This window comes from Mesorhizobium sp. GbtcB19, assembly GCF_019091085.1.
Taxonomy (GTDB): Bacteria; Pseudomonadota; Alphaproteobacteria; order Rhizobiales; family Rhizobiaceae; genus Mesorhizobium.
In genome coordinates this window covers 796209-821102 of sequence record NZ_JAGXJY010000001.1, presented here as the reverse complement: position 1 = coordinate 821102, position 24894 = coordinate 796209, and the positions used below count along the sequence as shown (strand labels likewise).

The following is a 24894-nucleotide window of genomic DNA, read 5'->3' as shown; positions in this document are numbered from 1 at the left end:
GCATCCGGCACGCCAGATCAGAAGGAGGACTGGAATGACATCGCTTAGCCTGAAGATAAATCGATTTACCCTTGCGTTTGGCGTCGCCCTGGCGTTTTCGGCCATCGGCGTCGCCAAGGCGGAAGACGGCGAATACGGCGTGCTGATGAAGACGCTGGCCAATCCGTTCTGGGGCGCGATGGCGCAGGGCGTCGAGGACGGCGCCAAGGAAGCCGGCGTGAAGTATTTCCAGCAGGCGGCCGAGAGCGATCAGGCGGCCGAGCCGCAGCTCAACCTCTGCAACACGATGCTGGAGCGCAAGCCGGTGGCGATGATCACCGCCGCCATCAACTCGACCAACCTTCTGCCCTGCCTGAAGTCGGCGCAGGACGCCGGTGTCAAGATCGTCGACCTCGACAACAATCTCGACCAGGCGGTGCTCGACAAGGAAGGCGTCAAGGTGACCTTCCATATCGGCTCCGACAACATCGCCGCCGGCGCGCAGGGCGCCGAATACCTCGCCAACAAGCTCGGCAAGGACGCCAAGGGCCCTGTGCTGGTGATCGAAGGCCTCTCCGGCAACATCACCGGCGAAAAGCGCGCCAAGGGCTTCGCCGACAAGCTGAAGGAACTGGCGCCCGGGCTCGAAATCGTCGCCTCGCTGCCGGGCGACTGGGATCGCGGCAAGGCCGCCTCGATCGCCACCGACACGCTGACCGCGCATCCTGATCTCGTCGCCATCTTCTGCGCCAATGACGGCATGGCGCTGGGCGCGGTGGAATCCGTCTACGCGGCCGGCAAGGGTCCGCAGGTGACGATCATCGGCGTCGACGGCAATTCGGACGCCGTGAAGTCGATCAAGGAAGGCCGCCTCAACGCCTCGGTGGCGCAGCTTCCCTATCTGGTCGGCAAGCAGGCGGTCGAGAACGTCAAGAAGGCGCTGGCCGGCGACAAGGTCGAGGACAGCATCGCGGTGCCCACACTGGTGCTGACCAAGGACGTGATCGACGCCGGCAAGGAACCGATGCTGCAATATGTGAAGTAGTGAAAGGAAGGGAGTAGGGGAGTAAGGCAATAGGGGAGTAGGGGAGCGTGGTTTGCGCTTCGTCGGCTTGGTCCAACCGCCTTCCTTCCCTACTCCCCTACTGACCTACTCCCCTATTCCCCTACCCGAAGGGTCAAAAATGGCTTCCGAAACGACGCAGCTCGGCTTCTGGGCTCGGGTGCAGCGCGCATCCGTTGAACGGCTCCACATAAGACTGGAGTCGCTGGTGGTGCTCTTGGCGCTGAGCACGGCGATGGCGTTGTTGTCGCCATATTTCCTGTCGCTCAGCAACTTCCTCAACATCCTGCTCGCGACCTCGACGATCGGCGTGCTGGCGATCGCCGCGACCTTCGTCATCGGCTCCGGCGGGCTCGATCTGTCTCTCGGCTCGGTCATGGGGCTGGCCGGCGTCGCGGGCGCCTTCGTCGCCGTCAATCTCGGCTGGCCGTCGGTTCTCGCGGTGATCGCCTGCATCCTGGCCGGCGCGATTGCCGGCTACATCAATGGGCAATTGGTGACCCGCGCCTTCGTGCCGGCCTTCATCGTCACGCTCGGCATGCTGGGCCTGGCGCGCGGGTTGGCGCTGGTCATCTCGCAGGGCAGGGCGATCTACGGCCTGCCGCCGGAGATCGTCTATATCGGCCAGGGGCGGCCTTTCGGCATTCCGATGCCGGTCATCATCCTGGTGCTGACGGCAATCGTCGCGCATATGGTGCTCGCCTATACGCGCTTCGGCCGCCACACGCTGGCGCTGGGGGACAGTGAGGGTGCTGCCCGCGCGGCCGGCATTCGCGTCGAGCATCATCGCCGCATCATCTATACGCTCTCCGGTGCGCTGGCCGGGCTCGCCGGCCTGCTCTTCACCGCTCGCGTCAATGCCGGCGACCCGACGGCCGGCATCAACTACGAGCTCACCGCGATCACCGCGGCGATCATCGGCGGCACCAATCTGTTCGGCGGCCGCGCCTCGATCCTCGGCACCATGATCGGCGCGCTGATCATGGGCGTTCTGCAGAACGGGCTGACGCTGCTCGCCGTGCAGTCCTACTACCAGCAGATGGCGATCGGCGGGGTGTTGATCCTCGCCGTCTTCATCGACCAGTACCAGGTGCGGAAGGAGTCACGCGTATGACCCTGCTTTCGCTCCACGGCATCCGCAAAAGCTTCGGCGCGGTCGACGTGCTGCATGGCGTCGACCTCTCGGTCGCGGCCGGCGAGGTGGTCGGCCTGGTCGGCGACAATGGCGCCGGCAAGTCGACGCTGATGAAGACCATCACCGGCATCTACCGCGCCGACTCGGGTTCGATCGAATTCGACGGCAAGGACATACTGGCGCTCGACCCTGGACAGCGCCGCCGCCTCGGCATCGAGATGATCTACCAGGATCTTTCTTTGGCCAAGCAGCAGGACGTGGCCTCCAACATCTTCCTTGGACGCGAGCCGACGAAGCGCTTGTTCGGCCTGTTCCCCGGCTTCGTCGACAAGAGCGAGATGGATCGTCAGGCGGCCAGGATGATCGAACGTCTCGGCGCGCATCTGCCTTCGATAAACCGGTCGGTCGGTTCGTTCTCCGGCGGCCAGCAGCAGACGGTGGCGATCGCGCGTGCGCTGACCTTCAATCCGAAGCTCGTCATCATGGATGAGCCGACGGCGGCCCTTGCCGTGCGCGAGGTGCAGAGCGTGCTCGACCTGATCCGGCGTCTGCGTTCGGAAGGCATCGCCGTCATCCTGATCTCGCACCGGCTGAACGACGTGCTGTCGGTCACCGACCGCATCGTCGTACTGCGCCATGGCAGGGCGGATGCCGATCTCGTCACGGCAAAAACCAATATGAACGAAGTCGTCAGCCGCATCGTCGGCGGCGGCGACATTGCCGCCGCGGCGGCGCACGAACAACGAGGCTGATATGAATACCTTCGGACTGCACACTTTCGCCATCGCTCCGGTCTGGGACCTTGCCCGCATCGAGCCGCGGATGGACCGGCTGAAGGAGCTTGGCATCGGCCTGATGGAGATCCCGCTGCTGCGCCCCGAGGAGATCGACACCAAGCGCACGCGGGGCTTCGCCAATCATTACGGTGTCCAGCTCATCCCGTCGCTCGGCCTGCCGCGCGCGCTCGATGTGGTCGAGCGGCCGGAAGAGGCGCTCGACTTCCTGCAGCCGGCCTTCAAGGTCTGCAACGAGGTCGGCGCCGAGGCGCTTGGCGGCGTCACTTACGGCACGATCGGTAAGACCACCGGCCGGGCACCGACGCAGCGCGAGATCGACGGCATGTGCCGCTTCCTCGAACGGGCAGCGAAGTCGGCGAAGTCACGCAGCCTCAAGCTCGGCATCGAGCCCTGCAATCGCTACGAGACGCATCTGATCAACCGCGGCATCGACGCGGCGCGTATCATCGAGCGCGTCGGCGCCGACAACATCTTCATTCATCTCGACACCTATCACATGCATATCGAGGAGGAGAGTTTTGCCTCCGGCTTCGAGGCGGCGGCGCCCTATCTCGGCTATGTGCATGTGTCGGAAGCCAATCGCGGCGTGCCGGGGCGCGGCATGCTCAACTGGGCGGCCTGCATGAAGGCGATCGCTGACATCGGCTATCAGGGCGCGATCACACTCGAAAGCATGAACCATGTCGATGTCGACATCGCCGGCGGTCTTGCCGTGTGGCGGCCGGTGGCGGAGGATCCGCGCGACGTCATCGAGGTTGGACTGCCGTTCCTGCGCGATGAAGCGAGGAAGGCCGGACTGACGCTGGGGTGAGGGCATCTCTTCCTTCCCCCCTTGTGGGGGAAGGTGGCCTCGCGAAGCGAGGTCGGATGAGGGGTGCTCCAGGGAACGCCAGCGTCTCACTCCGCTGGAACACCCCTCATCCGTCTCGGCGCTGCGCGCCGATCCACCTTCTCCCACAGGGGGAGAAGGAAGAAGCTGCTAATCAGAACGGGTAATGCTGTCCCGGATCCTCGATCGTCAGCCAGCGCAGGTCGGTGAATTCGGCGATCGAGGCCTTGCCGCCGAAACGGCCATAGCCCGAGCCTTTCACGCCCCCGAACGGCATCTGCGCCTCGTCGCCGACGGTCGGGCCGTTGATGTGGCAGATGCCGGCCTGGATGCGCGCGGCGACGGCCATGGCGCGGCGTATGTCGCGGCTGAACACGGCCGACGATAGGCCATATTCGGTGTCGTTGGCGACACGCACGGCCTCCTCTTCGCCTTTCACGCGAATGACCGGTTTCACCGGGCCGAAGGACTCTTCCGCATAGACGCGCATGGCGGGCGTCACATGGTCGAGGAGCGTTGCTTCCACGACCGTGCCGGTGCGCTTGCCGCCGGCGGCAAGCGTCGCGCCTTTCGCGGTCGCGTCGGCGATCAACTCTTCCATCTTGTCGGCCGCCTGGCTGCTGATGAGAGAGCCCAACACGACATGGCCGCGTGGATCGCCGGCGGGAAGTTTTGCGGCACGCGCGGCCAGTTTGGCGACGAACTCGTCGGCGATCTTTTCATCGACGATGAGGCGCTCTGTCGACATGCAGATCTGGCCCTGATGCATGAAGGCGCCGAAAACAGCGGCATTGACCGCGGCGCCGATGTCGGCGTCGTCGAGCACGACAAGCGGCGCCTTGCCGCCGAGCTCGAGCAGCGCCGGCTTGAGGTGGCGACCGGAGAGCTCGGCGATGATGCGACCGACCTTGGTCGAGCCGGTGAAGTTGACGCGCTTCACCGCCGGATGCGCGATCAGCGCCTCGACGATGCCTGCTGCGTCCTTCGGGTCGTTGGTGACGACGTTGACGACTCCCTTGGGCAGGCCGGCCTCGACCAGCACCTGGCCGATCAGGCGATGCGTGCCGGGGCACATTTCGGAAGCCTTCAGCACCACCGTGTTGCCGCAGGCGAGCGGCATCGCGAGCGCCCGCGTGCCGAGGATAACCGGCGCGTTCCATGGCGCGATGCCGAGGCAGACGCCGGCCGGCTGGCGGATCGCCATGGCGAGCGTGCCGGGCTTATCCGAGGGAATGATCTCGCCGGAGATCTGCGTCGTCATGGCGGCTGCTTCGCGCAGCATGTTGGAAGCCAGCATGACGTTGAAGCCGGCCCAGGGGCCGGTGGCGCCGGTCTCTTCCATCATCAGCCGGGTGAACTCGCCGACCTTGGAGGCCATGACGTCGGCTGCCTTGGAAAGCAGGGCACGGCGCTCGCCCGGGCCGGTCTTCGACCAGGCATCGAACGCAGCAGCTGCGGAATCGACTGCCGCGTTGGCGTCGGCGATGCTTGCAGCGGCCGCGCGTGTGGCCAGCTTGCCGGTGAACGGGTCAAGGCGCTCATAGGACGCCTTGCCGGTCGCTGCCCGCTCGTCGCCGTCGATCAAAAGTCCGATGTCCATTGGTCTCTCCCTTGCGCCCGATCGAGCGTCGCAGATTGTCTCAGAAGCCGAGCACTTCGGCGTTTATAGATGCTTCGAGGCCGCCGTCGACGGGCACGTTGGCGCCGTTGATCCAGCGTGCGGCGTCGGAGCACAGGAACAGCACGACGGGCGCGATGTCGCCAGACGTTCCGGCGCGGCCGACGCGGGCGATATCGCTATCGACCTTGGAATCGCCGAGGACCGCACGGAACTGTTTGAGGATCGGCGTCTCGACCGGACCAGGGCTGACCGCATTGACGCGGATGCCTCGGCTCTTGAACAGCTCCTGATGTGCTGCGCGAAACGTCCACAGGAGCAAAAGCTCCTTCGAGACCGGATAGCCTTCCTCGTTCTTCACCGCGTGGTCGGCAATCACCTTGGCGACATCGGGAAAGCCCTCGACGCTGACCATCGAGGCTGCGCGGTTGAGGTTGGCGCGCCAGCCGAAGCCCGCGATCGAGGCGACGTTGACGACGGCGCCGCCTTCGCGAAGTTTTGGCGCCAGCGCTTCCGAGAGCGCGCGCAGGCCGTAGAAGTTGACGGCGAGCGTCGATGCCGCGCCCGTGTTGCCGGAAAGGCCGGCGACGTTGCACAGCGCGTCCAGGCGCTGCGGCAGCCGCGTGACGAGATCATCGACGCCGGCCTTGGACGAGATGTCGGCCTGGACGAAGATGCCCTGACGATCGGCCGGTTCGCGGACGTCCATGCCGATCACGTCGGCGCCAAGCTGACCCGCCAGTTCGGCCGTGCGGGCGCCGATGCCGGAGGCGACGCCGGTGATAAGGATCGTCTTGCCGAACAGGATGCTCATGCCTTTTCCCTGTGTGTGGTTGTCTGTGCCGATGCGGTTGTGTCGGCGGCGAGGTCTGCCGCGCCAACAGCAGGAAGCCTGACCCGGTAGCCGACCGACAACAGGCGCCAGCCGAAGCGCTCTTCCAGCGTGCCCCACAGGCCGCGCGGCAACAGCAGCGAGAAGACGAGCGCCGTGGCGCCGAGGCCGATCAGGTACCAGACGCCGGCGCCGCCGAACCAGGTTTCGATGAGGAAGAAGATCAGCGCGCCGATGATGGCGCCCTCGAAGGTGCCGATGCCGCCGACCAGCACCATGAAAATCATGTAGGCGGTCCACTGCACGCTGAAATAGGTCTTCGGCTGGAAGGTGATGGCGGTCGCCAGCCACAGCGCGCCGGCGACGCCGATGCCGAAGGCGGCGAGCACGAAGAGCAGCCGCTTGGTGCCGGTGACGCGCACGCCGACGGAGGCAGCCGCATCCTCATTGTCGCGGATGGCGCGGATGGCGGCGCCGGTGCTGCCGCGCAGCAGGCCGAACAGGACGGCCAGCAGCGCCGTCATCGACGCCAGCGCCAGCCAGTAGATGGTCACCCGGCGCATCGACGCGTCATAGACGTTGAGCGAGATGAGCGAGGTGCCGGTCTCGCCCTGGATCAGCCGGTCGAGATTGACAAGGAGATGGGTCAGCGCGGCGATCACCCACATGCCGATGGCGAATTCGCCGTTCTTCAAGCGAAGCATGAAGAGCGAAATCGGCCAGGACACGGCCCCGACGATGATTGCCGAGACGAACAGCGAGACGAACGGATTGAGGCCGGCATTGGCAAGCCGGATGGCGAAATAGGCGCCGAGGCCGAAGAACACCTGCTGGCCGACCGAGACCAGTCCGCCGAAGCCAGCCAGCGCGTTCCACATGGCGGCGAGGATCACGTAGATGAACAAAGCGGTCATGCGGTCGACCGAGCCGGCGGACAGGAACTGCGGCGCGATGGCGAGCATCGCGATGATGGCCACGACGCCGATGCCGGCGATGCGCGACGCGGAAGTGCCGCGCTCGATGACGGGAGAGACGGCGCTCATGACGCCTTCCCCGAGGCGAGACCGAGCAAACCGCGCAGGCCGAGGCCGGATGTGTAGAGGCGGATGAACAGCACGATCAGGAAGGCGACGTGGCCCCCGATCAGAAAGCCTTGCGGATGCACTGTCGCGCCGAGCGTCTGGGCGAGCGCCAGCACGATGCCGCCGATCAGCGTGCCCCAGAGCGAGCCGGCGCCGCCGATGACGGCCGCCTCGAAGGCGAACAGAAGTTGCGTCGCGCCGGCATAGGGATCGAAGGTGGCGCGCATGCCGAGGAAGGCGCCGGCAAGGCCGACCGTAACCATGGCAATGGCCGCGGCGATGGCGTTGGCGCGGCGCGCATCGACGCCGACCAGGCCGGCGGTATCAGGGTCTTCCGACGTGGCGCGGATCGAGCGGCCGAGGCCGGTGCGGGTGAGGAACAGCTGCAGCCCGCCGAGCAGGACGACAGCGGTGACGAATATGATTACCGCCAGCTTGCCGACATAGATGCTGCCCGGCCATTCCCAGGAATCGTAGGACAGGCTGCCGATGAACGGCGCCAGCGAGCGCGTGTCGGCGCCGAACTGCTCGAACAGCACATTGTCGATGACGATGGCGAGACCGAAGGTGGTGAGGATCGGCAGCAGCGCGCCACCGCGCGCGCTGCGTTCGAGCAGAAATCGCTGCAAGGCCCAGCCGATCACGGCCATCAGCGGCAACACGATGGCGAGGCCCAAGAAAGGCGGGATGTGGAAGCGCGAGGCGAGCAGCCACAGCGCGAAGGCCGACAGCACGGCAAGACTGCCATGCGCCAGGTTGATGATGCGCATCACCGAGAACATGAAGGAGAGGCCGCAGGCGATCAGCGCGTAATAGCCGCCGAGCAGGATGCCCTGGACGATCTGGTTCATCATGCCGGTACGCCTCCGGCGCGGTGCAGGCCGAAATAGGCTTTGGTCACCTCGTCGCGCGAGACGTTCCTGCTGTCGCCGGCAAGCGCGACCCGGCCCTCCAGCATGCAGATGACCTTGTTGGAGACGGAGAGCGCGCGGTTGAGGTCCTGCTCGACGAGGATGATCGTCGTGCCGGAGCTGATCAACCCGTGCAGCGAAGCATAGACGCGGTCGACGACCAGCGGCGACAGGCCGAGCGAGACCTCGTCGAGCAGGAGCAGGTCGGGATTGCTCATCAGCGCGCGGCCGATCGCCGTCGCCTGCTGCTCGCCGCCGGAAAGATGCCCGGCCTTGGCACGGCGGCGCGGCTTGAGGTTGGGGAAGGTTTCGAGCACGCGCTCGACGCTCCAGTCACCGGGACGGCCGGCGGTGCGGCCAAGCAGCAGGTTTTCCTCGACCGTCATCTGCACGAACAGCCTACGGCCTTCAGGCACCAAGGCGACGCCCTTGCGGACGCGTTCATGCGATGGCACGCCGGAAAGGTCGGCACCGTCGAAAACCACGCGGCCGGAGGCGGCCTGGTGCGCGCCGGCGATTGCCCTCAGCAGTGTCGTTTTGCCTGCGCCATTGGCGCCGACCAGAGCCAGCGTCTCGCCGCGCTCCACACTGAGGGTCACGCCGCGCACCGCCTGCAGCAGGCCGTGGCGGACGACGAGATCCTCAACCGACAACAGGCTCATTTCGGGCCTCCGCCGAGATAGGCGCTGATCACATGCGGGTCGGCCATCACCGCCTGTGGCTCGCCATCGGCGATGATTTTTCCAGCATCCATGCAGATCAGGCGTTCGGCGACCTGCAGCAGGATGTGGACGATGTGCTCGATCCAGACGATGCCTATCCTGCGGCGGCGCAATTCGCGGATGGTCTCGACCAGCTCGCCGGCCTCGCCGTCGGTCAGGCCGCCGCCGATCTCGTCGAGCAGGAGCAGGGTCGGCCTTGCGGCCAACGCCCGCGCCAGTTCCAGCCGCTTGCGGTCGAGCAGGCCGAGCGTCTCGGCGCGCCGGTTGGCAACGCCCAGCATGCCGCAGAGTTTCAGCGCGCCGAGCGCTTCTTCATAGGCCTCGTCGCGGCCGAGCCCAGCGCCGTGCGAAGCGGCGACGAAGACATTCTCGAAAGCGGTCATGCCGCCGAAGGGTTTTGGCACCTGATGGGTGCGCACCAGCCCCAGCCGGCAGCGCCGCGTGGCCGGCAGCGCCGTCACGTCATCACCCTTGAAGGCGATGGTGCCGGCGCTCGGCGGATAGGCGCCCGAGAGCACGCTGAGCAGCGTCGTCTTGCCGGCGCCGTTCGGGCCGACGATGCCGACCGCTTCCTCGGCGCCCATGGCAAAGTCGATGTCGTCCAGAACCACCAACGCGCCAAAGCGCTTGTGGATACCGGCGGCATCGAGGATCGCACCGTTGGGCATGGCGTTCACGATGCGGTTCCTCGACAGATCAGCCGTTATACGGCTGGAGCTTGGCCTCGACCGGCACTTTCGGGTCGGTGGCGTTTTCGGTCACGACATAGTCGAGCGGGAATTTGCTGCCATCCTTGGCGGCGACCCATTGCGTGCCGATGATCGGGCCGGGCGAGACATTGGCGACCGGGCCGCTGGTGAAGTCGACCTTGCCGATCATGGTCTCGGTCTTCAGCGTGCTCAGCGCCTTGGCGACCGCCGCCTTGTCCTTGGCATTGGAACTCGCCTTCAAGGTTTCGAAGCCGGCGTCGAGCAGCGACATCGAGGCGCCGAGCTGCTGCGTCCACTGCTTGCCGCTTGTCGCTTCATAGCCATCGGCAAGCTCGGTTCCAGAAACGCCGGTCAGCGGCGACTTGTAGGGGAAGGCCTTGTGCCAATAGGCGGCGCTGGAAATCTTCATGCCGAGATCGCCGAGCGCCTCGATGTCGGAGGGGAACAGGCCGGTCTTGGCGACCTGGGCGATCTTGATCTGCCGTGTCAGGCCCTGTTGCGCGGCCTGGCGCCAGAAGGCGGCGAAGTCCGGCGGGATCGGGAAGGAGTTGAAGATCTCGACGCCTTCCTGCTTGAACAGCGCGATCTGCGAGGAATAGTCGGTCGTGCCGGTCTCGTAGGCGCCGGGATCGACGATGGTGAAACCCTGCTTGGCCAGCAGCGGCGCCAGATGGGCGCGGATGGCGTTGCCGTCGGCGTCGTTGGGATACATGACGCCGACCTTCTTGTTGGTCTCGATCAGGTTCCACTGCGAGATATAGGCCTTGAAGAATTCCTCGACGCCGAAGCCGAAATGATAGGTCCATTTGAAAGGCGAGGGCGCGCCGGGCTTGGCGCCGCGGCCGAAATACCAGGCCTCCCAGGGCATGACGGTGGAGAGGCACGGCACACCGGCGGCTTCGCAGGCGTCGGCCACCGGGTTGATGACCTCCGGCGTCGAGACGGCCAGCATCAGGTCGATGGCCTGATTGTTGATCAGGTCCTTGGCAAGCTGGCCGGCCCGGGACGGATCCGACTGCGTGTCCTGATCGAGGATTTCCACGCTGTATTTCTTGCCGCCGAGTTCGATGCCGTTGGCCAGAGCCTTGCGGGCAAGGTCGAGCACATAACCGTCAGTTTCGCCGAAGCCGGCAAGCGGGCCGGTGCGCGGGCTGACGAAGCCGACCTTGAGCGTGTCGGCTGCTTGCGCGAACGCCTTGCCGCCAAATGCCAATGCCGCGCCTCCGGCCACCGAAGTGGCGATGAACTGGCGTCGTGAAATGCCGGAAATTGCGGTTTTGCCGCCGATAATGCGAGACATCTGCTCCTCCCTCAGTGGCCGTTCGACACGGCGGCAAACGGGTCTTCCGTTTGCTGCCGGACGGCACGGCTTTCGATCCTCCAGAGTCACATTGCACTAGCGGTTTGGTTCGGTAAAATGATATTTTACGGTGTTTTACTAACCTCTGGGTTAGCAAAATTCGAACTGCCGAGCCCATCGTCAGGCGTGGTGCCGCGCAGCCTCGCGGATCGTCTGCAACAGGATGGTGAAGGCGGGCGAGGGCGCGGTGTCGGTGCGCATGGTCAAGCCCACCGGCCCTTTGGTTTCTTCCGTATCCACCGGCAGGGCGATGAAGGCGCCGCTGGCGATCTCGTTGGCGACGACGCCGGCCGAGATGATCCATACCGCATTGCTCTGGCGCATGAAGGAGCGGCCGAAGGAATCGGAAACTGTTTCGATTTCAGTCGCCGGCGCGGTCATGCCGTTGGTGATGAAGAGCCGGTCGACGAAGGGGCGGATGACGGATTCCCGCGTCGGCATCAGGACGGGAAACTCGTCGAGCCGCGCGAAAATGTCTGTCCCTGGCTCTGTCAACGGATGCCCGGCGCGGACGACGAACAGCACCTGTTCGGAATAGAGGTGTTCGAAGAAGAAGCCGGTCATGTGCTCGGGCGCCGCGAGGCGGCCGACGACGAGGTCAAGCGCGCCGACGCGCAACTGCTCGAGCAGCACCGCGTTCTCGCCGGTGACGATCTTGAGCGCAGCGCCGGTGTTTTCCTCGAGAAACAGGTTCATGGCGAGCGGCATCACCCGCGCCGATACGGTCGGCAGCGCGCCGATGCGGATCGGGTCGCGATTGAGGGCGCCATCCTGGCGCACGGAATCGACGCCGCGCTTGAGCGCCGAAATCGCCGAGCCGGCATGGCCGAGGAAAATTTCGCCGAGACGGGTGACGCGGATGCCGCGCCCGTCGCGCTCGACCACCGCGATGCCGAGCGCCTCCTCCAGCTCGCGCAACGTCTTGGTCACGGCAGGCGCGCTGACATGCAGGAAGTCGGCCGCGCGCGCGACGCTGCCTTGCCGCGCGACTTCGAGAAACGCCTGCAGATGGCGGAAGCGAATCCGGCCTTCGGCCATGGTTCGATAACCTCAGAGTTAATGAAACGCCGCAAAATATCATTTTACCGAACCAAACGGCTCGTGCAATGTGGCTTTGGAGGATCGAAATCGTGCCATTCGTCAGCATAGGCGGCGTGACGCTGCACCACCGCTACATACAGGCGGCCGGCACGTCGCGCCCGATCATCTTCATCAATTCGCTGGGCACCGATTTCCGGATCTGGGACGATGTCGTGGCAAAGCTTGCCGGTGAAATGCCGGTGCTCGTCTATGACAAGCGCGGCCATGGGCTTTCCGATATCGGCGGCGGCGTGCGCGCGATCGACGACCATGTCGACGATCTGGTCGCCCTCATCGATCATTTCGGCTTCGACAAGGTCGTGCTCTTCGGTCTCTCCGTCGGCGGCATGATCGCGCAGCGGCTCTATACCCGCCATCCCAAATGTGTCGAGGCGCTGATCCTCAGTGACACGGCGCATAAGATCGGCACCGCCGAAAGCTGGAATACGCGCATCGCAACCGTCGAACGCGACGGTATCGAGGCGATTGCCGATGGCGTGCTCAAGGTTTGGTTCACGCCGGAGTTCCACGCCAGACGCGGCGCCGAGCTTGCCGGCTGCCGCAACATGCTGACCAGGCAGGCGCTGCCTGGTTACATCGGCACCTGCAAGGCGGTGCGCGATGCCGATTTCACCGACAGCGCCCGCCGCATCGCGGTGCCGACGCTTTGCATCGTCGGCGATCAGGACGGCTCGACGCCGCCCGATCTCGTCCGCTCGCTGGCCGGCCTGATCCCTGGCGCACGCTTCGAAGTGATCCGCAATGCGGGACACATTCCCTGCATCGAGCAGCCCGAAGCGATCGTCACTTTGATCCGCGATTTCGTCACCTCGTTGCCTGAGGGAAAGTCAGCTCATGGATGATGTCACGAAGAACCGCTACCGGACCGGTCTCGAGGTCCGGCGCTCCGTGCTCGGCAGCCCGCATGTGGACCGCGCCGAGGACGCGGCGACTGATTTCGACAGGCCGTTCCAGCAACTGATCACCGAGGCCGCCTGGGGAACAGTGTGGGCGCGGCCAGGCTGGTCGAGGCGCGAGCGCTCGATCGTGACGCTGGCGCTGCTTGCCGCGCTCGGCCATGACGAGGAAGTCGCCATGCATGTGCGCGCCACCGCCAACACCGGCGCCTCGCGCGACGACATCTGCGAGGCCTTCCTGCATGTCGCGATCTATGCCGGTGTGCCGGCCGCCAACCGCGCCTTCAAGATCGCCAAGGAAGTGTTCGCGCAGATGGACGGAGCCAAGACCGCCCATGGCTGAGCGCGGCTCCAACCGGGCGCCGGAGACCGGCGCCTTCTTCCAGCGCGACCGGCAATGGCATCCGCCGGCGTTCACGCCGGGCTACAAGAGCTCGGTGCTGCGCTCGCCGCAGAAAGCGCTGCTGTCGTTCGACAACACGCTGTCGGAGCTGACCGGCCCGGTGTTCGGGCACGCGATGCTCGGCGAGCTCGACAACGACCTGATCCACAACTTCGCCAACCCCGGCGAGAGCGCCATCGGTGAGCGCATCATCGTCCATGGACGCGTGCTGGACGAGCGCGGCAAAGGCGTGCCGGGCGTGCTGCTCGAATTCTGGCAGGCCAATGCCGGCGGCCGCTACCGCCACAAGAAGGACGGGTATCTCGCGCCGCTCGATCCGAATTTCGGCGGCTGCGGCCGCGCGATCACCGGCGAGGACGGGGGCTATGTCTTTCGCACGGTGAGGCCCGGACCCTATCCATGGCCGAATGGCCCGAACGACTGGCGCCCGGCGCATATCCATTTTTCGGTGTTCGGCCACGGCTTCGCGCAGCGGCTGATCACGCAGATGTATTTCGAGGGCGACCCGCTGATCTGGCGCTGCCCGATCGTCGGCGGCATTGCGGACAAGGCCGCCATCGAGGCGCTGATCGCCGCGCTGGACATGCACGCGACGATCCCGATGGACGCGCTCGCCTACAAGTTCGACATCGTGCTGCGCGGGCGCCGCTCGACGCTGTTCGAGAACCGGCCGGAGGGCAATTGATGGCGCAGTCGCTCGACCGGCTGAAGGAGAGCCCTTCGCAGACCGCCGGCCCTTACGTGCATATCGGGCTGACACCGAATTTCTGCGGCATCGAGGGCATCTATGCGAGCGACCTCGGCTCGACCATAGTCAATGATGAGACCAAAGGCGAGCGCATCGAATTGCGCATCCGCGTGCTCGACGGCACCGGCACGCCGCTGAAGGATGCATTGATCGAGATCTGGCAGGCTGATGCCGAAGGTCTCTACAATTCACCGGCCGAGCTGCGCGGCGCGGCCGATCCGAATTTTTTGGGCTGGGGCCGGCAGCCGACCGACATGGAAACGGGTGTCTGCCTGTTCCAGACCATCAAGCCGGGCCGGGTGCCGTTCCGCGACGGTCGGCTGATGGCGCCGCACATCACGCTGTGGGTCGTGGCGCGTGGCATCAATATCGGCCTGCACACCAGGCTCTATTTTTCCGATGAAGAAAAAGCCAATGCCGAGGATCCGATCCTTGCCCGCATCGAACATCGCCTGCGCGTGTCGACGCTGATCGCCGCGCGGCAGGGCGATACTTACGTCTTCGATGTCCATTTGCAGGGCGAAAAGGAGACGGTCTTCTTCGACAGCTGACCGTAACCGCCATGACCGTTTCGCCTTTCGATCATCCGCTGCTTTCCGGCCTGCTCGGCGACGAGGAGGCGGCCAGGCATTTTTCCGTTGAAGCCGATATCGCCGCGATGCTCGATTTCGAGCGGGCGCTGGCTGAAGCAGAGGCCGAATGCGGCGTCATCCCGCGCGATGCCGAGTCGGCGATCGTGAAAGCGCTGGCCGCGTTCAGGCCGGACACGGCGAAGCTGCGGGCAGGGGTTACCAAGGATGGCGTCGTGGTGCCGGAACTGGTTCGGCAGATCCGGGTGGCGGTTGGTGAGCCGCATGGCGAGTTCGTTCATCTCGGCGCCACCAGCCAGGATGTCATCGACACCTCGCTGGTGCTGCGCCTGCGGCAGGTCATCGACCATATCGGCCTGCTGCTTGGCGAGAATGTCGTTCGCCTGACCGGCCTGGACCTGGAATTTGGAAATCGTGCGCTTGTGGCCGTGACGCGCATGCAGCCGGCGATCCCAATCACAGTCGCAGACAGGATCGCTTCCTGGCGAGCGCCGCTGGAACGCCATCAAGTCCGTCTTGCCGAAATGTCGGGACGGCTGCTGGCGCTGCAATTCGGCGGGGCCGCCGGCACGCTGGAGAAGCTCGGCGACAAGGCCGCCGCCGTGCGCGCCGCGCTCGCCGCGAAGCTCGGTCTTGCCGACGCGCCGCAATGGCATAGCCAGCGCGACGGGCTCGCCGAGTTCGCCGGCTGGCTGTCGCTGACGACCGGCAGCCTCGGCAAGTTCGGGCAGGATGTCGTGCTGATGGCGGAGTTCGGCCCCGACATCAAATTGTCCGGCGGTGGCGGCTCGTCGGCCATGCCGCACAAGCAGAACCCGGTGAAGGCGGAGGCGCTGGTGGCGCTGGCGCGCTTCAACGCCGTGCAGCTCTCCGGCATGCATCAGGCGCTGGTGCATGAGCAGGAACGCTCGGGCGCGGCCTGGACGCTAGAATGGCTGATCCTGCCGCAGATGGTGGTGGCGACGGCGGCCGCGCTCCGGCTCGCGGCCGAGTTGGCCGGACAGATCGAGAGTCTTGGCCACTGATGCGCACGCAGGTCGTCATCATCGGCTCGGGACCGTCCGGCCTGTTGCTCGGCCAGTTGCTTGCCGGCATCGGCGTCGAGACAATCATTCTCGAACGCTCAAGCCGCGAGCACGTGCTTGGCCGTGTGCGCGCCGGCGTGCTCGAACAGGGCACGGTCGACCTGCTCGGCGAAGCGGGCGCGGCGGACAGGCTACATGCCCAGGGCCTGCCGCACGCCGGCATCTCGCTTGCCTTCGACGGCCGGGCGCATCGCATCGACATGACGGCGCTTACCGGCGGCAAGCATGTCACGGTCTATGGCCAGACCGAGGTGACGCTGGACCTGATGCAGAAGCGCGAAGCGGCGGGACTCCCAACGGTGTTCGAAACGTCGGATGTCGCGCTGCATGATTTCGATGGCTCGTCCCCCTTCGTCACCTATGACAAGGACAGCGCGACGCATCGCATCGACTGCGACTTCATCGCCGGCTGCGACGGCTATCACGGCGTCAGCCGCAGGTCGGTGCCGGAGGGCGCGCTGAAAACCTTCGAGCGGCAATATCCGTTCGGCTGGCTGGGCGTACTGGCCGAGGTGCCGCCGGCCGACCATGAGCTGGTCTATGCCAATCACGAGCGCGGCTTTGCGCTTTGCTCGATGCGCTCGCCGCAGCGCAGCCGCTACTATGTGCAGGTTCCCGCCGACGAGCGCGTCGAGGCCTGGTCCGACGAGCGCTTCTGGGACGAGTTGCGCCGCCGCCTGCCGCCGCAGATAGCGGCCGCCGTCACCACTGGGCCGTCCTTCGAGAAATCGATCGCGCCGCTGCGCTCCTTCGTCGCCGAGCCGATGCGCTTCGGAAAACTGTTCCTGGTCGGCGATGCCGCCCATATCGTGCCGCCGACCGGCGCCAAGGGCCTCAACCTCGCTGCCAGCGACGTGCGCTATCTCTTTGCCGGACTTCGCGAATTCTATGACGGTAAGTCAGAGGCCGGGCTCGATTCCTATTCGGCCAAGGCGCTGGCGCGGGTGTGGAAAGCGGTGCGCTTCTCCTGGTGGATGACGACGATGCTGCACCGCTTTCCCGAGACGGGCGAGTTCGGCCAGCGCATCCAGGAGGCCGAGCTCGACTATCTCGTGCATTCGAAAGCCGCGTCGACGGCGCTGGCGGAAAATTACGTCGGCCTTCCCTATTGATCGGAGGCCGTCAAACGCGCTCCAGCGCGATGGCGATGCCCTGGCCGACGCCGATGCACATGGTGGCCAAAGCCAGCTTGCCGCCTCGTTCGCGCAGCTCCAACGCCGCGGTGCCGGTGATACGCGCGCCCGACATACCGAGCGGGTGACCGAGCGCGATCGCGCCGCCATTCGGATTGACGTGCACGGCGTCCTCGGCGATGCCGAGCTGGCGCAGAACCGCGATGCCTTGCGAGGCGAAGGCTTCATTGAGTTCGACCACGTCGAACTGGTCCGGCGCCAGGCCGAGGCGGGCGCAAAGCTTCTTCGTGGCCGGGGCGGGGCCAATGCCCATGATGCGCGGCGCAACGCCCGCGACGGCACCGCCGAGGATGCGGGCGATCGGCGTCAGGCCGTGCTTCCTTGCCGCCGCTTCGGAGGCGATGATGAGGGCGGCGGCGCCGTCATTGACTCCGGAAGCGTTGCCGGCAGTGACGGTGCCGCCCGGGCGGAATGGCGTCGGCAGTCTGGCCAGTGCCTCGATGGTCGTGCCGGCGCGGGGATGTTCGTCCTTCGTGACGATGATGGCTTCGCCCTTCCTCTGAGGGATCGTCACCGGCGTGATCTCCTTCGCCAGCCGGCCGCTCGCTTGCGCGGCCACCGCCTTGTCCTGGCTGCGCACCGCGAGGGCGTCCTGGTCGGCTCTGCCGACGGAAAAATCCTCGGCGACGTTCTCGCCGGTCTCCGGCATGGAGTCGACGCCATACTGCTTCTTCATCAGCGGGTTGATGAAGCGCCAGCCGATGGTGGTGTCGTAGATCTCCGCATTGCGTGAGAAAGCCGTGTCGGCCTTGGGCATGACGAAGGGAGCGCGGCTCATCGATTCGACGCCGCCGGCGATCATCAGCTCGGCCTCGCCTGACTTGATGGCGCGCGCGGCGATGGTGACGGCGTCCATGCCCGAGCCGCACAGGCGGTTGACGGTGGAGCCCGGGATGTCCTGCGGCAGGCCGGCAAGCAGCAGCGCCATCCGCGCCACGTTGCGGTTGTCCTCGCCGGCCTGGTTGGCGCAGCCATAGACGAGGTCATCGACAGCCGCCCAATCGACGCCCAAATTGCGCTCGACCAACGCTTTCAGCGGGATGGCGCCGAGATCGTCGGCGCGCACCGAGGACAGCGAACCGCCGAAGCGGCCGATCGGCGTGCGGATGTAATCGCAGATGAAGGCCTCGGTCATCTAAGCAGCTTTCCCTTTGGCGGTTCCTGCATGCGCCGCCTTGGTGCGGGCCTGCAGGTCGCGCAATGTCTTGAGCTCGAGTTCCGTCGGCGCCGGCGTCTCGTCAAGAGCCTCGGCGAATTTTACGACCCAGCCACAGCTATCCTGCACCTGCTCGCGCGTGACGCCGGGATGCAGTGAGACGACGGTGAATTCCTTGGTCACCGGGTCCGGTTTCCAGATGGCGAGGTCGGTGATCAGCAGCGTCGGGCCGGCGGTGTCGATGCCGAGGCGCTGCCGATGGTCGCCGCCTTCGCCATGGCCGAAGGAGGTGAAGAAGTCGATCTTCTCGACCATGCCACGCTTGGACTGCGCCATGGTGATGTAGACCTGCTTCGACGAGGTAGCGATCTCCGGCGCGCCACCGCCGCCGGGCAGGCGGGTCTTGGGATGCGCATAGTCGCCGATGACGGTGGTGTTGATGTTACCGAACTTGTCGAGCTGGGCGGCACCCAGGAAGCCGATCGAGATGCGGCCGCCCTGCAGCCAGTAGCGGAACATTTCCGGCACCGCGACGGTGGTGACCGCCGTCTCGCACAATTCGCCGTCGCCGATCGACAGCGGCAAAACATCGGGCGCGGTGCCGATGGTGCCGCTCTCGTAGATCAGCGTGATGTCGGGTGCATGCGTCAGCCGCGCGACGTTGCAGGCGGCCGACGGCGCGCCGATGCCGACGAAGCAGACATCGTCGCTCTTCAAGGCGCGGCTGGCGGCGATCGTCATCATCTCGTTGGGAGTAAAACCGAGTTCGCTCATGCGGCTTTCCTCAGATGCTCGACGCGGCCGGCAAAATCGCCCGCGCTGCTTTCGATGACGTTCTTCTGCATCCACGCCTGAAAGCGGTCGCGGTCGGCGGCGATCTCGTCCCATTCGAGGTAGGCGGCGTTGTCGCGCTCGTAATAGCCATGCGTGTAGGAAGGATGCGAGCCGCCCGGCACGACCGAAATCGCCGCGATCGTCCAGTTGGGCAGCACGGTGAGGTTGGGGTGGAGGTCGTCGAAATTGTCGACCACTTCCTCGACCGTTACGACGGCGCGCTTAGCAGCAAGCACGGCCTCCTTCTGGATGCCGATGATGCCTTCGACCAGCACGTTGCCTTTGCGGTCGGCCTTCTGCGCGTGGATGAAAGTGACGTCGGGACGAATTGCCGGAACGGCGGCCAGCACCTCGCCGGTGAACGGGCAGGTGACTGATTTGATGTTGGGATTGACTTCAGCCAGACCGGCGCCGCGATAGCCGCGAAACACCGCGCAAGGCAGGCCAGCGGCGCCTGCCTCATAGGCATTGGCCATGCCGGCATGGCTGTGCTCCTCGACTTCGATGGCGCGGGGAAAGCCGGTCTCGATGGCATCGCGGGCGCGCCTCAGCAGGCCGACGCCCGGATTGCCGACATAGGAGAAGACGATCTTCCTCGCCATACCCATGCCGATCATCTGGTCGTAGATCAGGTCCGGCGTCATGCGGATCAGCGTCAGGTCGCGAAAACCCTGGCGGATCGCTTCATGCGCGGCAGCGGTCGGGATCAGATGGGTGAAGCCCTCGAAAGCGACACTGTCGCCGTCATGCAGATTTTCCGCGACAGCCTCTTTCAGCGGCAGGAATTTCACCATTTCCAAACTCCGGCGGTCCGAAAAGTTCGCATTGCGAACATATGTTTGATATGCGATACTTTTTAATCTGACAATTATTGGGAGTCAACGTCATGGAAGCGGCGGCGGACGATGAGGCTGGTTCGCGCGACCATGTCGGTTCGCTGGAGCGCGGCCTGACGGTGATGGAAATCCTCGCGCGCCATCCAGAAGGCATGACGCTGACCGAGATGGCCGAGGAAGCCGGATTGACCCGCGCCGGCGCGCGGCGCTTCCTGCTGACGCTGACTGCGACCGGCTACGCGACGCATTCGGGGCGCTTGTTTTCGCTGTCGCCGCGCCTCTTGACCGTAGCGCGGACCTGGCTCGGCGGCGCTTCGCTGTGGACCTTCGCGGCGCCGGTCATGCGCGAGGTGGCGGCCAGGTTCGACGAAGCCTGCAACGCGGCTGTGCTGTCGGGCGAGGATGTCGTCTATGTCGCGCGCATTCCCGGGCGCCGCATCCTGAGCGTCGCGCTCGATGTCGGCACGAGGCTGCCGGCCTACTGCACCTCGATGGGCCGTGTGCTGCTCTCTGGCCTGGCCCCGGATGAATTGAAGACGTTTCTCGGCGAGGCGAGGATCGAACGGCGGACGCCGAAGACGGTCACCGGCCGCGCCGCGCTCGGCATGGCCATCGACCAGGCGAGAGCGGACGGCTTCGCTATCGTCGATGAGGAACTGGAGCTCGGCCTGCGCTCGATCGCGGTGCCGATCAAGGATCGCGCCGGCCGCACCGTCGCGGCGATCAACGTCTCGACGCAGTCGGCGCGGTTTGAGGTCGATGCAATGGAGCGCGACGTTCTGCCGGCGCTGCGGACAGCCAAGCAGCGGGTGGAGGAGTTCTTCTTCGTTTGAGTGGGGCGGCCAATCGTCTAAGGCAGCGCAGGCCCCCGCTCCGTCTCGGCTTCGCCGAGCCACCTCTCCCCCACGTTGTGGGGGCGAGGAAACGCTAATCTTCGAGGGTCGCTGCCGTTGAAAGGCTTGGGTTCCTCGCCCCACGATAGTGGGGAGAGGTGGATCGGCGAAGCCGAGACGGAGAGGGGAGCGCCCTATCCGATTAGCATCGCCGTGCAAACAAGCGACACCTGAGGGCGAAGGGAGCGCATATGCGTGAAACAAAATATACCGTTGACCGCGCGTCGAAACTTCAATATTGAACAGGATTATACAGGTTCATTGAACAGGTATCGATATGGCCCGTCGCGCAACGCAGATCACTCCCGGCACGGGCAAGCCCGAGCAGATCGCGACGGTTCTGGAGCATGAAATCCGCTCCGGCGTGCTCGGCTTCGGCGACCGCCTGCAGAGCGAGAACGAGCTTGTCCAGCGCTTCTCCGTCAGCCGCAACACCGTCCGCAAAGGGCTCGAAGAACTGTCGAGTCGCGGGCTGATCACCACCAAGGTCGGTATCGGCTCCTTCGTCACCTTCGACGGCATGCCGGTCGATGATGCGATCGGCTGGTCGCGTGCGCTTGCCAATGCCGGCGCCAATGCCGAGACTCGCACATTGCGTCTCGAGATTATCGAGGATGCGGAACTGGCGGCCAGGCTCGGGGTCGACAACCCGTCCTTCATCGCCGTCGACCGCGCCCGCACCAATGCCGACGACGGCCACGCCATCTCGATCGAGCGCAGCCGCCTGCCGCTGTCGCCCGAATTGGAAGATGTGCCTTTGCGTGGATTGCGTGAAGGCTCGCTGCACCAGACGCTGCGCGAGGCAGGGCTCGTGCCCGACCATGGCGAGGAATGGGCCGACATCGAGATGCTGAGCGCGGCGGATGCCGCCATTCTCGACTGCGCGCCCGGCACGCCGTTCCTGCGCACACGCCGCCTGACGCGCGCCGCCGACGGACGCGCCATCGAATTCGTCACCAGCCTGCTCAACCCGGCGCATTTCGCGCTGCATCTGGAGTTCTGAGCATGGCGGACGCTGCCTCGATGGATCGGGCAATGGGCGCGCTGATCGGCGGCGCGCTTGGCGATGCGCTCGGCATGCCGACGCAGCTTCTGTCGCCGGCCCGCATCGCCGAGCTCTACGGTCATGTCGAGGGATTCGTTGCGCCATCCGACGACCATCCGGTTTCCAAGGGACTGCCGGCCGGCGCCATCACCGACGACACCGAGCAGGCGCTTCTTCTCGGCCGCATCCTCGTCGAGTCAGGCGAGCGTTTCGATCATGCGCGCTGGGTCAACGCGCTGCTCGATTGGGAGCGCGACGTCAAGGCGCGCGGCAGCTACGACCTGCTTGGACCGTCGACCAAGCGCGCCATCGATGCCATCAACAGCGGCGTGGCGGCCGAAGAGGCCGGGCGCAGCGGCGACACCAACGGTGCCGCGATGCGCATCGCCCCGGTCGGCATCATGATGCCACCGGAGCCGCTCGCGGCACTGGTCGCCAAGGTGGCGGAAACCTGCCGGGCCACGCACAACACATCCATCGCAATAGCTTCCGCCAGCGCCGTCGCCGCCGCTGTCAGCCTCGGTGTCTCGGGCGGCGACTGGCGCGCCGCTTGCGGCCATGCCGTCGCGGCGGCACGGCTGGGCGCCGAGCTTGGTCATTGGGTTACCGGCGGCGACATCGCCGCGCGCATTGTCTGGGCGCAGGAGCTAGTGCGCGGCAAGGCGGAGAAGGAAGCCATCAAGCTGATCGTCGACCTGGTCGGCACCGGCGTCGCCAGCCAGGAATCGGTTCCGGCGGCCTTCGCGGTGCTGGAGGTCGCGCAGGGCGATGCATGGCGGGCTGCCGTGATCGCCGCCAATCTCGGCGGCGACACCGACACGATCGGCGCGATCGCCGCCGGCATGGCCGGCGCCTGCACCGGCCTGTCGATGCTGCCGCAAGATCGTATTGCCGAGTTGCATGGCATCGACATCGCCGACGTCCGAGCGCTGGCCGGCGATCTGGTGGCGGCACGCGGCTCCAAGGCCGGTTCAGGCAAGGAGGACGCCGCATGAGCGGGCGGCTCGTCCATGTCGGCAGCGCCGTGGTCGACTATGTCTACCGCATCGATGCCTTGCCGGCAGCTGGTACGGAAAAGACCGCGTCGGCTTACGCGCGGGTCGCCGGCGGCGGCTTCAACATGATGGTCGCGGCAAGCCGCACCGGCATGACGGTGGTGTTCGGCGGCCAGCTCGGCACCGGGCCGGACGGAGACTTCCTGCGCGCCGCTTTCGCCGCCGAAGGCATCGAGACGCTGACACCGCCGTCACCCCTGATGGACAGCGGCAATTGCGTCGCCATGATCAGCGGTGACGCTGAGCGCACCTTCGTTTCCTGGCCGGGGGCCGAGAGCCGGCTCACGCTCGACATGATGGCGCCGGTCCAAGTCGTTCAGGACGACTGGGTTTTCACCTCGGGCTATACGCTGAGCTATCCCGGCAGCCGCGACGCGCTCGCCGATTGGATCGAGGCATTGCCGGCTGACATTCCGTTCGTGTTCGATCCGACGCCGGTGATCGCCGACATTCCGCGCTCGATCCTGGACCGGGTGCTGGCGCGTACGAACTGGCTGAGCTGCAACACCGACGAGGCCGCCGAAATCGCCGGCGCCGGCGATGCCCAGACCGTCGCCATCCGATTGCTCGCCGAGCATTGCCCCAGGGCCGAAGGCGTCGTCATCCGCGCCGGCGCGCATGGCTGTCTCGTGCGCATGGCCGAGGGCGGTACCCGTTCGGTGCCCGGCTTCAAGGTGGAAGCCGTCGATACCAATGGTGCCGGCGACACGCATATCGGCGCCTTCGTCAGCGGCCTTTCGCGCGGCATGCGCGCTTGCGACGCGGCCCGCTACGCCAATGCGGCGGCCGCGCTTTCCGTCACCCGCCATGGCGGGTCATCGGCGCCGACCGACAGCGAAATCCAGGAATTCCTTGCCCATCGCGATCGAGCGGCGAGCGCGCAGGGCCAGGAACAAGAGGCCACAACTTAACAAGCCCGCAAACCGGGCGAACAATGAGAGGAAAGAAACATGCGCATGCCCAGACTGACCGCTTTTCTGACGGCGACGGCCGTCTTCGTTTCCGCCTTCACGCTGGCCGCTCAGGCCGCCGAAGAAGTGCACGTCCTCAACTGGAAGGGCTATGGCGCCGACGAGCCGTGGGCGGTCGCCAATTTCGAGAAGGCGACCGGCTTCAAGGTGGTCAACGACTTCTTCAACTCCGAACAGGAGATGCTGACCAAGATCCGCACCAATCCCGGCCTCTACGACGTCGTCATGATCAACGCCGCCTTCAACGACCAGGCGATGGCCGGCAAGCTGATCCAGCCGATCGACGTCTCGAAGCTTTCCAACTATGCCGACATCGCCAAGGACAAGGCCGGCTCGCCGATGCTCAACCATGACGGCAAGGTCTACGGCGTGCCGTGGGTGTGGGGCCTGACGGCGCTCGCAATCAATGAAAAATCCTTCGACAAGCCGCCGACGAGCATCGCCGAAATGTGGGACCCGGCGCATAAGGGCCGCGTCATCATCCGCGACGACGCCGTCGAGGCGGTGCAGTTCGGCGCGCTGGCCTCGGGGCAGAACATCAACGACATCAAGGATATGGAAGCGGTCAAGGCGAAGCTCACCTCGCTGATGCCGCAGATCAAGACCTTCTGGAGCTCGGAGAACGACTGGAACCAGATGGTCGCCTCCAACCAGATCGACATCGGCACCTATTGGAGCGGCTCGGCCGATCGCGCCAAGACGCATTTCAAGCTGCCGGTCTCGCTGGTCATCCCGCAGGAAGGTTCCGTCGCCTGGCTCGATGCCTTCTCGATCCCGGCCGGTTCCAAGAATGTCGCCGGCGCCGAGGCCTTCATCAACTACATGATCGACCCGAAATTCTATGTCGAATGGGTCACCAAGGTCGGCGCGCCGGTCTCGGCCAACACCAAGGCGGTCGACGCCCTGCCTGAGGATGCCTTCAACCGCAAGGTCATGGGCAGCCCCGATGTCGCCAAGCGCATCCAGTTCCAGGCGCCGGTCACCGACGAGCAGCGCGAGAAGTACCTGGCGCTGTGGCAGGAGCTGAAGGTCAACGTCAAGTAATCGACG

General features: G+C 65.6%; 26 protein-coding genes. 15 read left to right on the top strand and 11 right to left on the bottom strand.

The window, feature by feature from the left end; genetic code table 11:
- Positions 1 to 34 precede the first annotated feature (34 nt).
- From KVT37_RS03850 to KVT37_RS03835, 4 genes are all read left to right on the top strand, one after another.
- Positions 35 to 1024 (top strand): substrate-binding domain-containing protein, encoded by a 990-nt coding sequence (locus tag KVT37_RS03850; protein WP_254633766.1) that lies wholly within the window; start codon positions 35 to 37, stop codon positions 1022 to 1024.
- A 139-nt stretch (positions 1025 to 1163) separates the two neighbouring features.
- Entirely contained in the window at positions 1164 to 2156 is a 993-nt protein-coding gene (locus KVT37_RS03845) for an ABC transporter permease (RefSeq protein WP_217569778.1), read from the top strand.
- Positions 2153 to 2929: an ATP-binding cassette domain-containing protein gene (locus KVT37_RS03840; RefSeq protein ID WP_217569776.1), complete on the top strand. Its 777-nt coding sequence runs from the start codon at positions 2153 to 2155 to the stop codon at positions 2927 to 2929. Before KVT37_RS03845 ends, KVT37_RS03840 begins: the two co-directional genes overlap by 4 nt.
- A 1-nt stretch (position 2930) precedes the next feature.
- A complete protein-coding gene (locus tag KVT37_RS03835) occupies positions 2931 to 3785 on the top strand; it encodes a sugar phosphate isomerase/epimerase (RefSeq protein WP_217569774.1) in 855 nt (284 codons plus the stop codon).
- Between the two features lie 172 nt (positions 3786 to 3957).
- On the opposite strand, the gene KVT37_RS03830 is transcribed toward KVT37_RS03835, so the two are convergent.
- The 8 genes from KVT37_RS03830 to pcaQ all read right to left on the bottom strand — a co-directional run bounded on the left by KVT37_RS03830 (position 3958) and on the right by pcaQ (position 12076).
- Positions 3958 to 5403: an aldehyde dehydrogenase gene (locus tag KVT37_RS03830; protein ID WP_217569773.1), complete on the bottom strand. Its 1446-nt coding sequence runs from the start codon at positions 5401 to 5403 to the stop codon at positions 3958 to 3960.
- A 40-nt stretch (positions 5404 to 5443) separates the two neighbouring features.
- On the bottom strand, positions 5444 to 6229 hold the full coding sequence (locus KVT37_RS03825) for a coniferyl-alcohol dehydrogenase (protein WP_217569929.1): 786 nt from the start codon (positions 6227 to 6229) through the stop codon (positions 5444 to 5446).
- 2 nt (positions 6230 to 6231) lie between these two features.
- On the bottom strand, positions 6232 to 7296 hold the full coding sequence (locus KVT37_RS03820; protein ID WP_254633764.1) for a branched-chain amino acid ABC transporter permease: 1065 nt from the start codon (positions 7294 to 7296) through the stop codon (positions 6232 to 6234).
- Positions 7293 to 8189, bottom strand: coding sequence for a branched-chain amino acid ABC transporter permease (locus KVT37_RS03815; protein ID WP_217569771.1), 897 nt, complete (start codon positions 8187 to 8189; stop codon positions 7293 to 7295). The genes KVT37_RS03820 and KVT37_RS03815 overlap by 4 nt, the downstream gene beginning before the upstream one ends.
- Positions 8186 to 8908, bottom strand: coding sequence for an ABC transporter ATP-binding protein (locus KVT37_RS03810; RefSeq protein ID WP_217569769.1), 723 nt, complete (start codon positions 8906 to 8908; stop codon positions 8186 to 8188). The genes KVT37_RS03815 and KVT37_RS03810 overlap by 4 nt, the downstream gene beginning before the upstream one ends.
- The gene (locus tag KVT37_RS03805; RefSeq protein WP_217569927.1) at positions 8905 to 9636 is read right to left on the bottom strand and encodes an ABC transporter ATP-binding protein; all 732 of its coding nucleotides are present in this window, start codon (positions 9634 to 9636) and stop codon (positions 8905 to 8907) included. The genes KVT37_RS03810 and KVT37_RS03805 overlap by 4 nt, the downstream gene beginning before the upstream one ends.
- Positions 9637 to 9664: 28 nt before the next feature.
- On the bottom strand, positions 9665 to 10978 hold the full coding sequence (locus tag KVT37_RS03800; RefSeq protein ID WP_217569767.1) for an ABC transporter substrate-binding protein: 1314 nt from the start codon (positions 10976 to 10978) through the stop codon (positions 9665 to 9667).
- Between the two features lie 180 nt (positions 10979 to 11158).
- Positions 11159 to 12076: a pca operon transcription factor PcaQ gene (gene pcaQ, locus KVT37_RS03795; protein WP_217569765.1), complete on the bottom strand. Its 918-nt coding sequence runs from the start codon at positions 12074 to 12076 to the stop codon at positions 11159 to 11161.
- Positions 12077 to 12168: 92 nt separating this feature from the next.
- Between pcaQ and pcaD the strand changes: the two genes are divergently transcribed.
- From pcaD to pobA, 6 genes are read left to right on the top strand one after another with little or no spacing between them, the layout of a single operon-like run.
- Entirely contained in the window at positions 12169 to 12981 is an 813-nt protein-coding gene (gene pcaD / locus KVT37_RS03790) for a 3-oxoadipate enol-lactonase (RefSeq protein WP_308642546.1), read from the top strand.
- The gene (pcaC, locus tag KVT37_RS03785; RefSeq protein WP_217569761.1) at positions 12974 to 13378 is read left to right on the top strand and encodes a 4-carboxymuconolactone decarboxylase; all 405 of its coding nucleotides are present in this window, start codon (positions 12974 to 12976) and stop codon (positions 13376 to 13378) included. The genes pcaD and pcaC overlap by 8 nt, the downstream gene beginning before the upstream one ends.
- The gene (gene pcaH, locus KVT37_RS03780; protein WP_217569759.1) at positions 13371 to 14123 is read left to right on the top strand and encodes a protocatechuate 3,4-dioxygenase subunit beta; all 753 of its coding nucleotides are present in this window, start codon (positions 13371 to 13373) and stop codon (positions 14121 to 14123) included. Before pcaC ends, pcaH begins: the two co-directional genes overlap by 8 nt.
- Positions 14123 to 14737 carry a protocatechuate 3,4-dioxygenase subunit alpha gene (gene pcaG, locus KVT37_RS03775; protein ID WP_217569757.1) on the top strand — a complete coding sequence of 205 codons (615 nt, stop codon included), beginning with the start codon at positions 14123 to 14125 and terminating at the stop codon, positions 14735 to 14737. Before pcaH ends, pcaG begins: the two co-directional genes overlap by 1 nt.
- 11 nt (positions 14738 to 14748) lie before the next feature.
- Entirely contained in the window at positions 14749 to 15801 is a 1053-nt protein-coding gene (locus KVT37_RS03770) for a 3-carboxy-cis,cis-muconate cycloisomerase (RefSeq protein WP_217569755.1), read from the top strand.
- Positions 15801 to 16973, top strand: a complete 1173-nt coding sequence (pobA, locus tag KVT37_RS03765; RefSeq protein WP_217569753.1) for a 4-hydroxybenzoate 3-monooxygenase — start codon at positions 15801 to 15803, stop codon at positions 16971 to 16973. Before KVT37_RS03770 ends, pobA begins: the two co-directional genes overlap by 1 nt.
- A 10-nt stretch (positions 16974 to 16983) precedes the next feature.
- Here the strand turns inward: pobA and pcaF are convergent, their stop codons facing one another.
- The 3 genes from pcaF to KVT37_RS03750 are packed head-to-tail and all read right to left on the bottom strand — an operon-like array spanning position 16984 to position 19838.
- On the bottom strand, positions 16984 to 18189 hold the full coding sequence (pcaF, locus tag KVT37_RS03760; RefSeq protein ID WP_217569751.1) for a 3-oxoadipyl-CoA thiolase: 1206 nt from the start codon (positions 18187 to 18189) through the stop codon (positions 16984 to 16986).
- Positions 18190 to 18984 (bottom strand): CoA-transferase subunit beta, encoded by a 795-nt coding sequence (locus KVT37_RS03755; RefSeq protein WP_217569749.1) that lies wholly within the window; start codon positions 18982 to 18984, stop codon positions 18190 to 18192.
- On the bottom strand, positions 18981 to 19838 hold the full coding sequence (locus KVT37_RS03750; protein WP_217569747.1) for a CoA transferase subunit A: 858 nt from the start codon (positions 19836 to 19838) through the stop codon (positions 18981 to 18983). Before KVT37_RS03750 ends, KVT37_RS03755 begins: the two co-directional genes overlap by 4 nt.
- Before the next feature lie 92 nt (positions 19839 to 19930).
- Between KVT37_RS03750 and KVT37_RS03745 the strand changes: the two genes are divergently transcribed.
- The 5 genes from KVT37_RS03745 (at position 19931) to KVT37_RS03725 (ending at position 24888) form a co-directional block, all read left to right on the top strand.
- Entirely contained in the window at positions 19931 to 20713 is a 783-nt protein-coding gene (locus tag KVT37_RS03745) for an IclR family transcriptional regulator C-terminal domain-containing protein (RefSeq protein WP_217569745.1), read from the top strand.
- Positions 20714 to 21050: 337 nt separating this feature from the next.
- Positions 21051 to 21776, top strand: a complete 726-nt coding sequence (locus tag KVT37_RS03740; RefSeq protein ID WP_217569743.1) for a GntR family transcriptional regulator — start codon at positions 21051 to 21053, stop codon at positions 21774 to 21776.
- Positions 21777 to 21778: 2 nt separating this feature from the next.
- Complete coding sequence (locus tag KVT37_RS03735; protein WP_217569741.1) at positions 21779 to 22813, top strand: ADP-ribosylglycohydrolase family protein; 1035 nt, start codon at positions 21779 to 21781, stop codon at positions 22811 to 22813.
- Complete coding sequence (locus KVT37_RS03730; protein ID WP_217569739.1) at positions 22810 to 23784, top strand: PfkB family carbohydrate kinase; 975 nt, start codon at positions 22810 to 22812, stop codon at positions 23782 to 23784. Before KVT37_RS03735 ends, KVT37_RS03730 begins: the two co-directional genes overlap by 4 nt.
- 39 nt (positions 23785 to 23823) lie before the next feature.
- Positions 23824 to 24888 carry an ABC transporter substrate-binding protein gene (locus KVT37_RS03725; protein ID WP_217569737.1) on the top strand — a complete coding sequence of 355 codons (1065 nt, stop codon included), beginning with the start codon at positions 23824 to 23826 and terminating at the stop codon, positions 24886 to 24888.
- Positions 24889 to 24894: the final 6 nt, after the last annotated feature.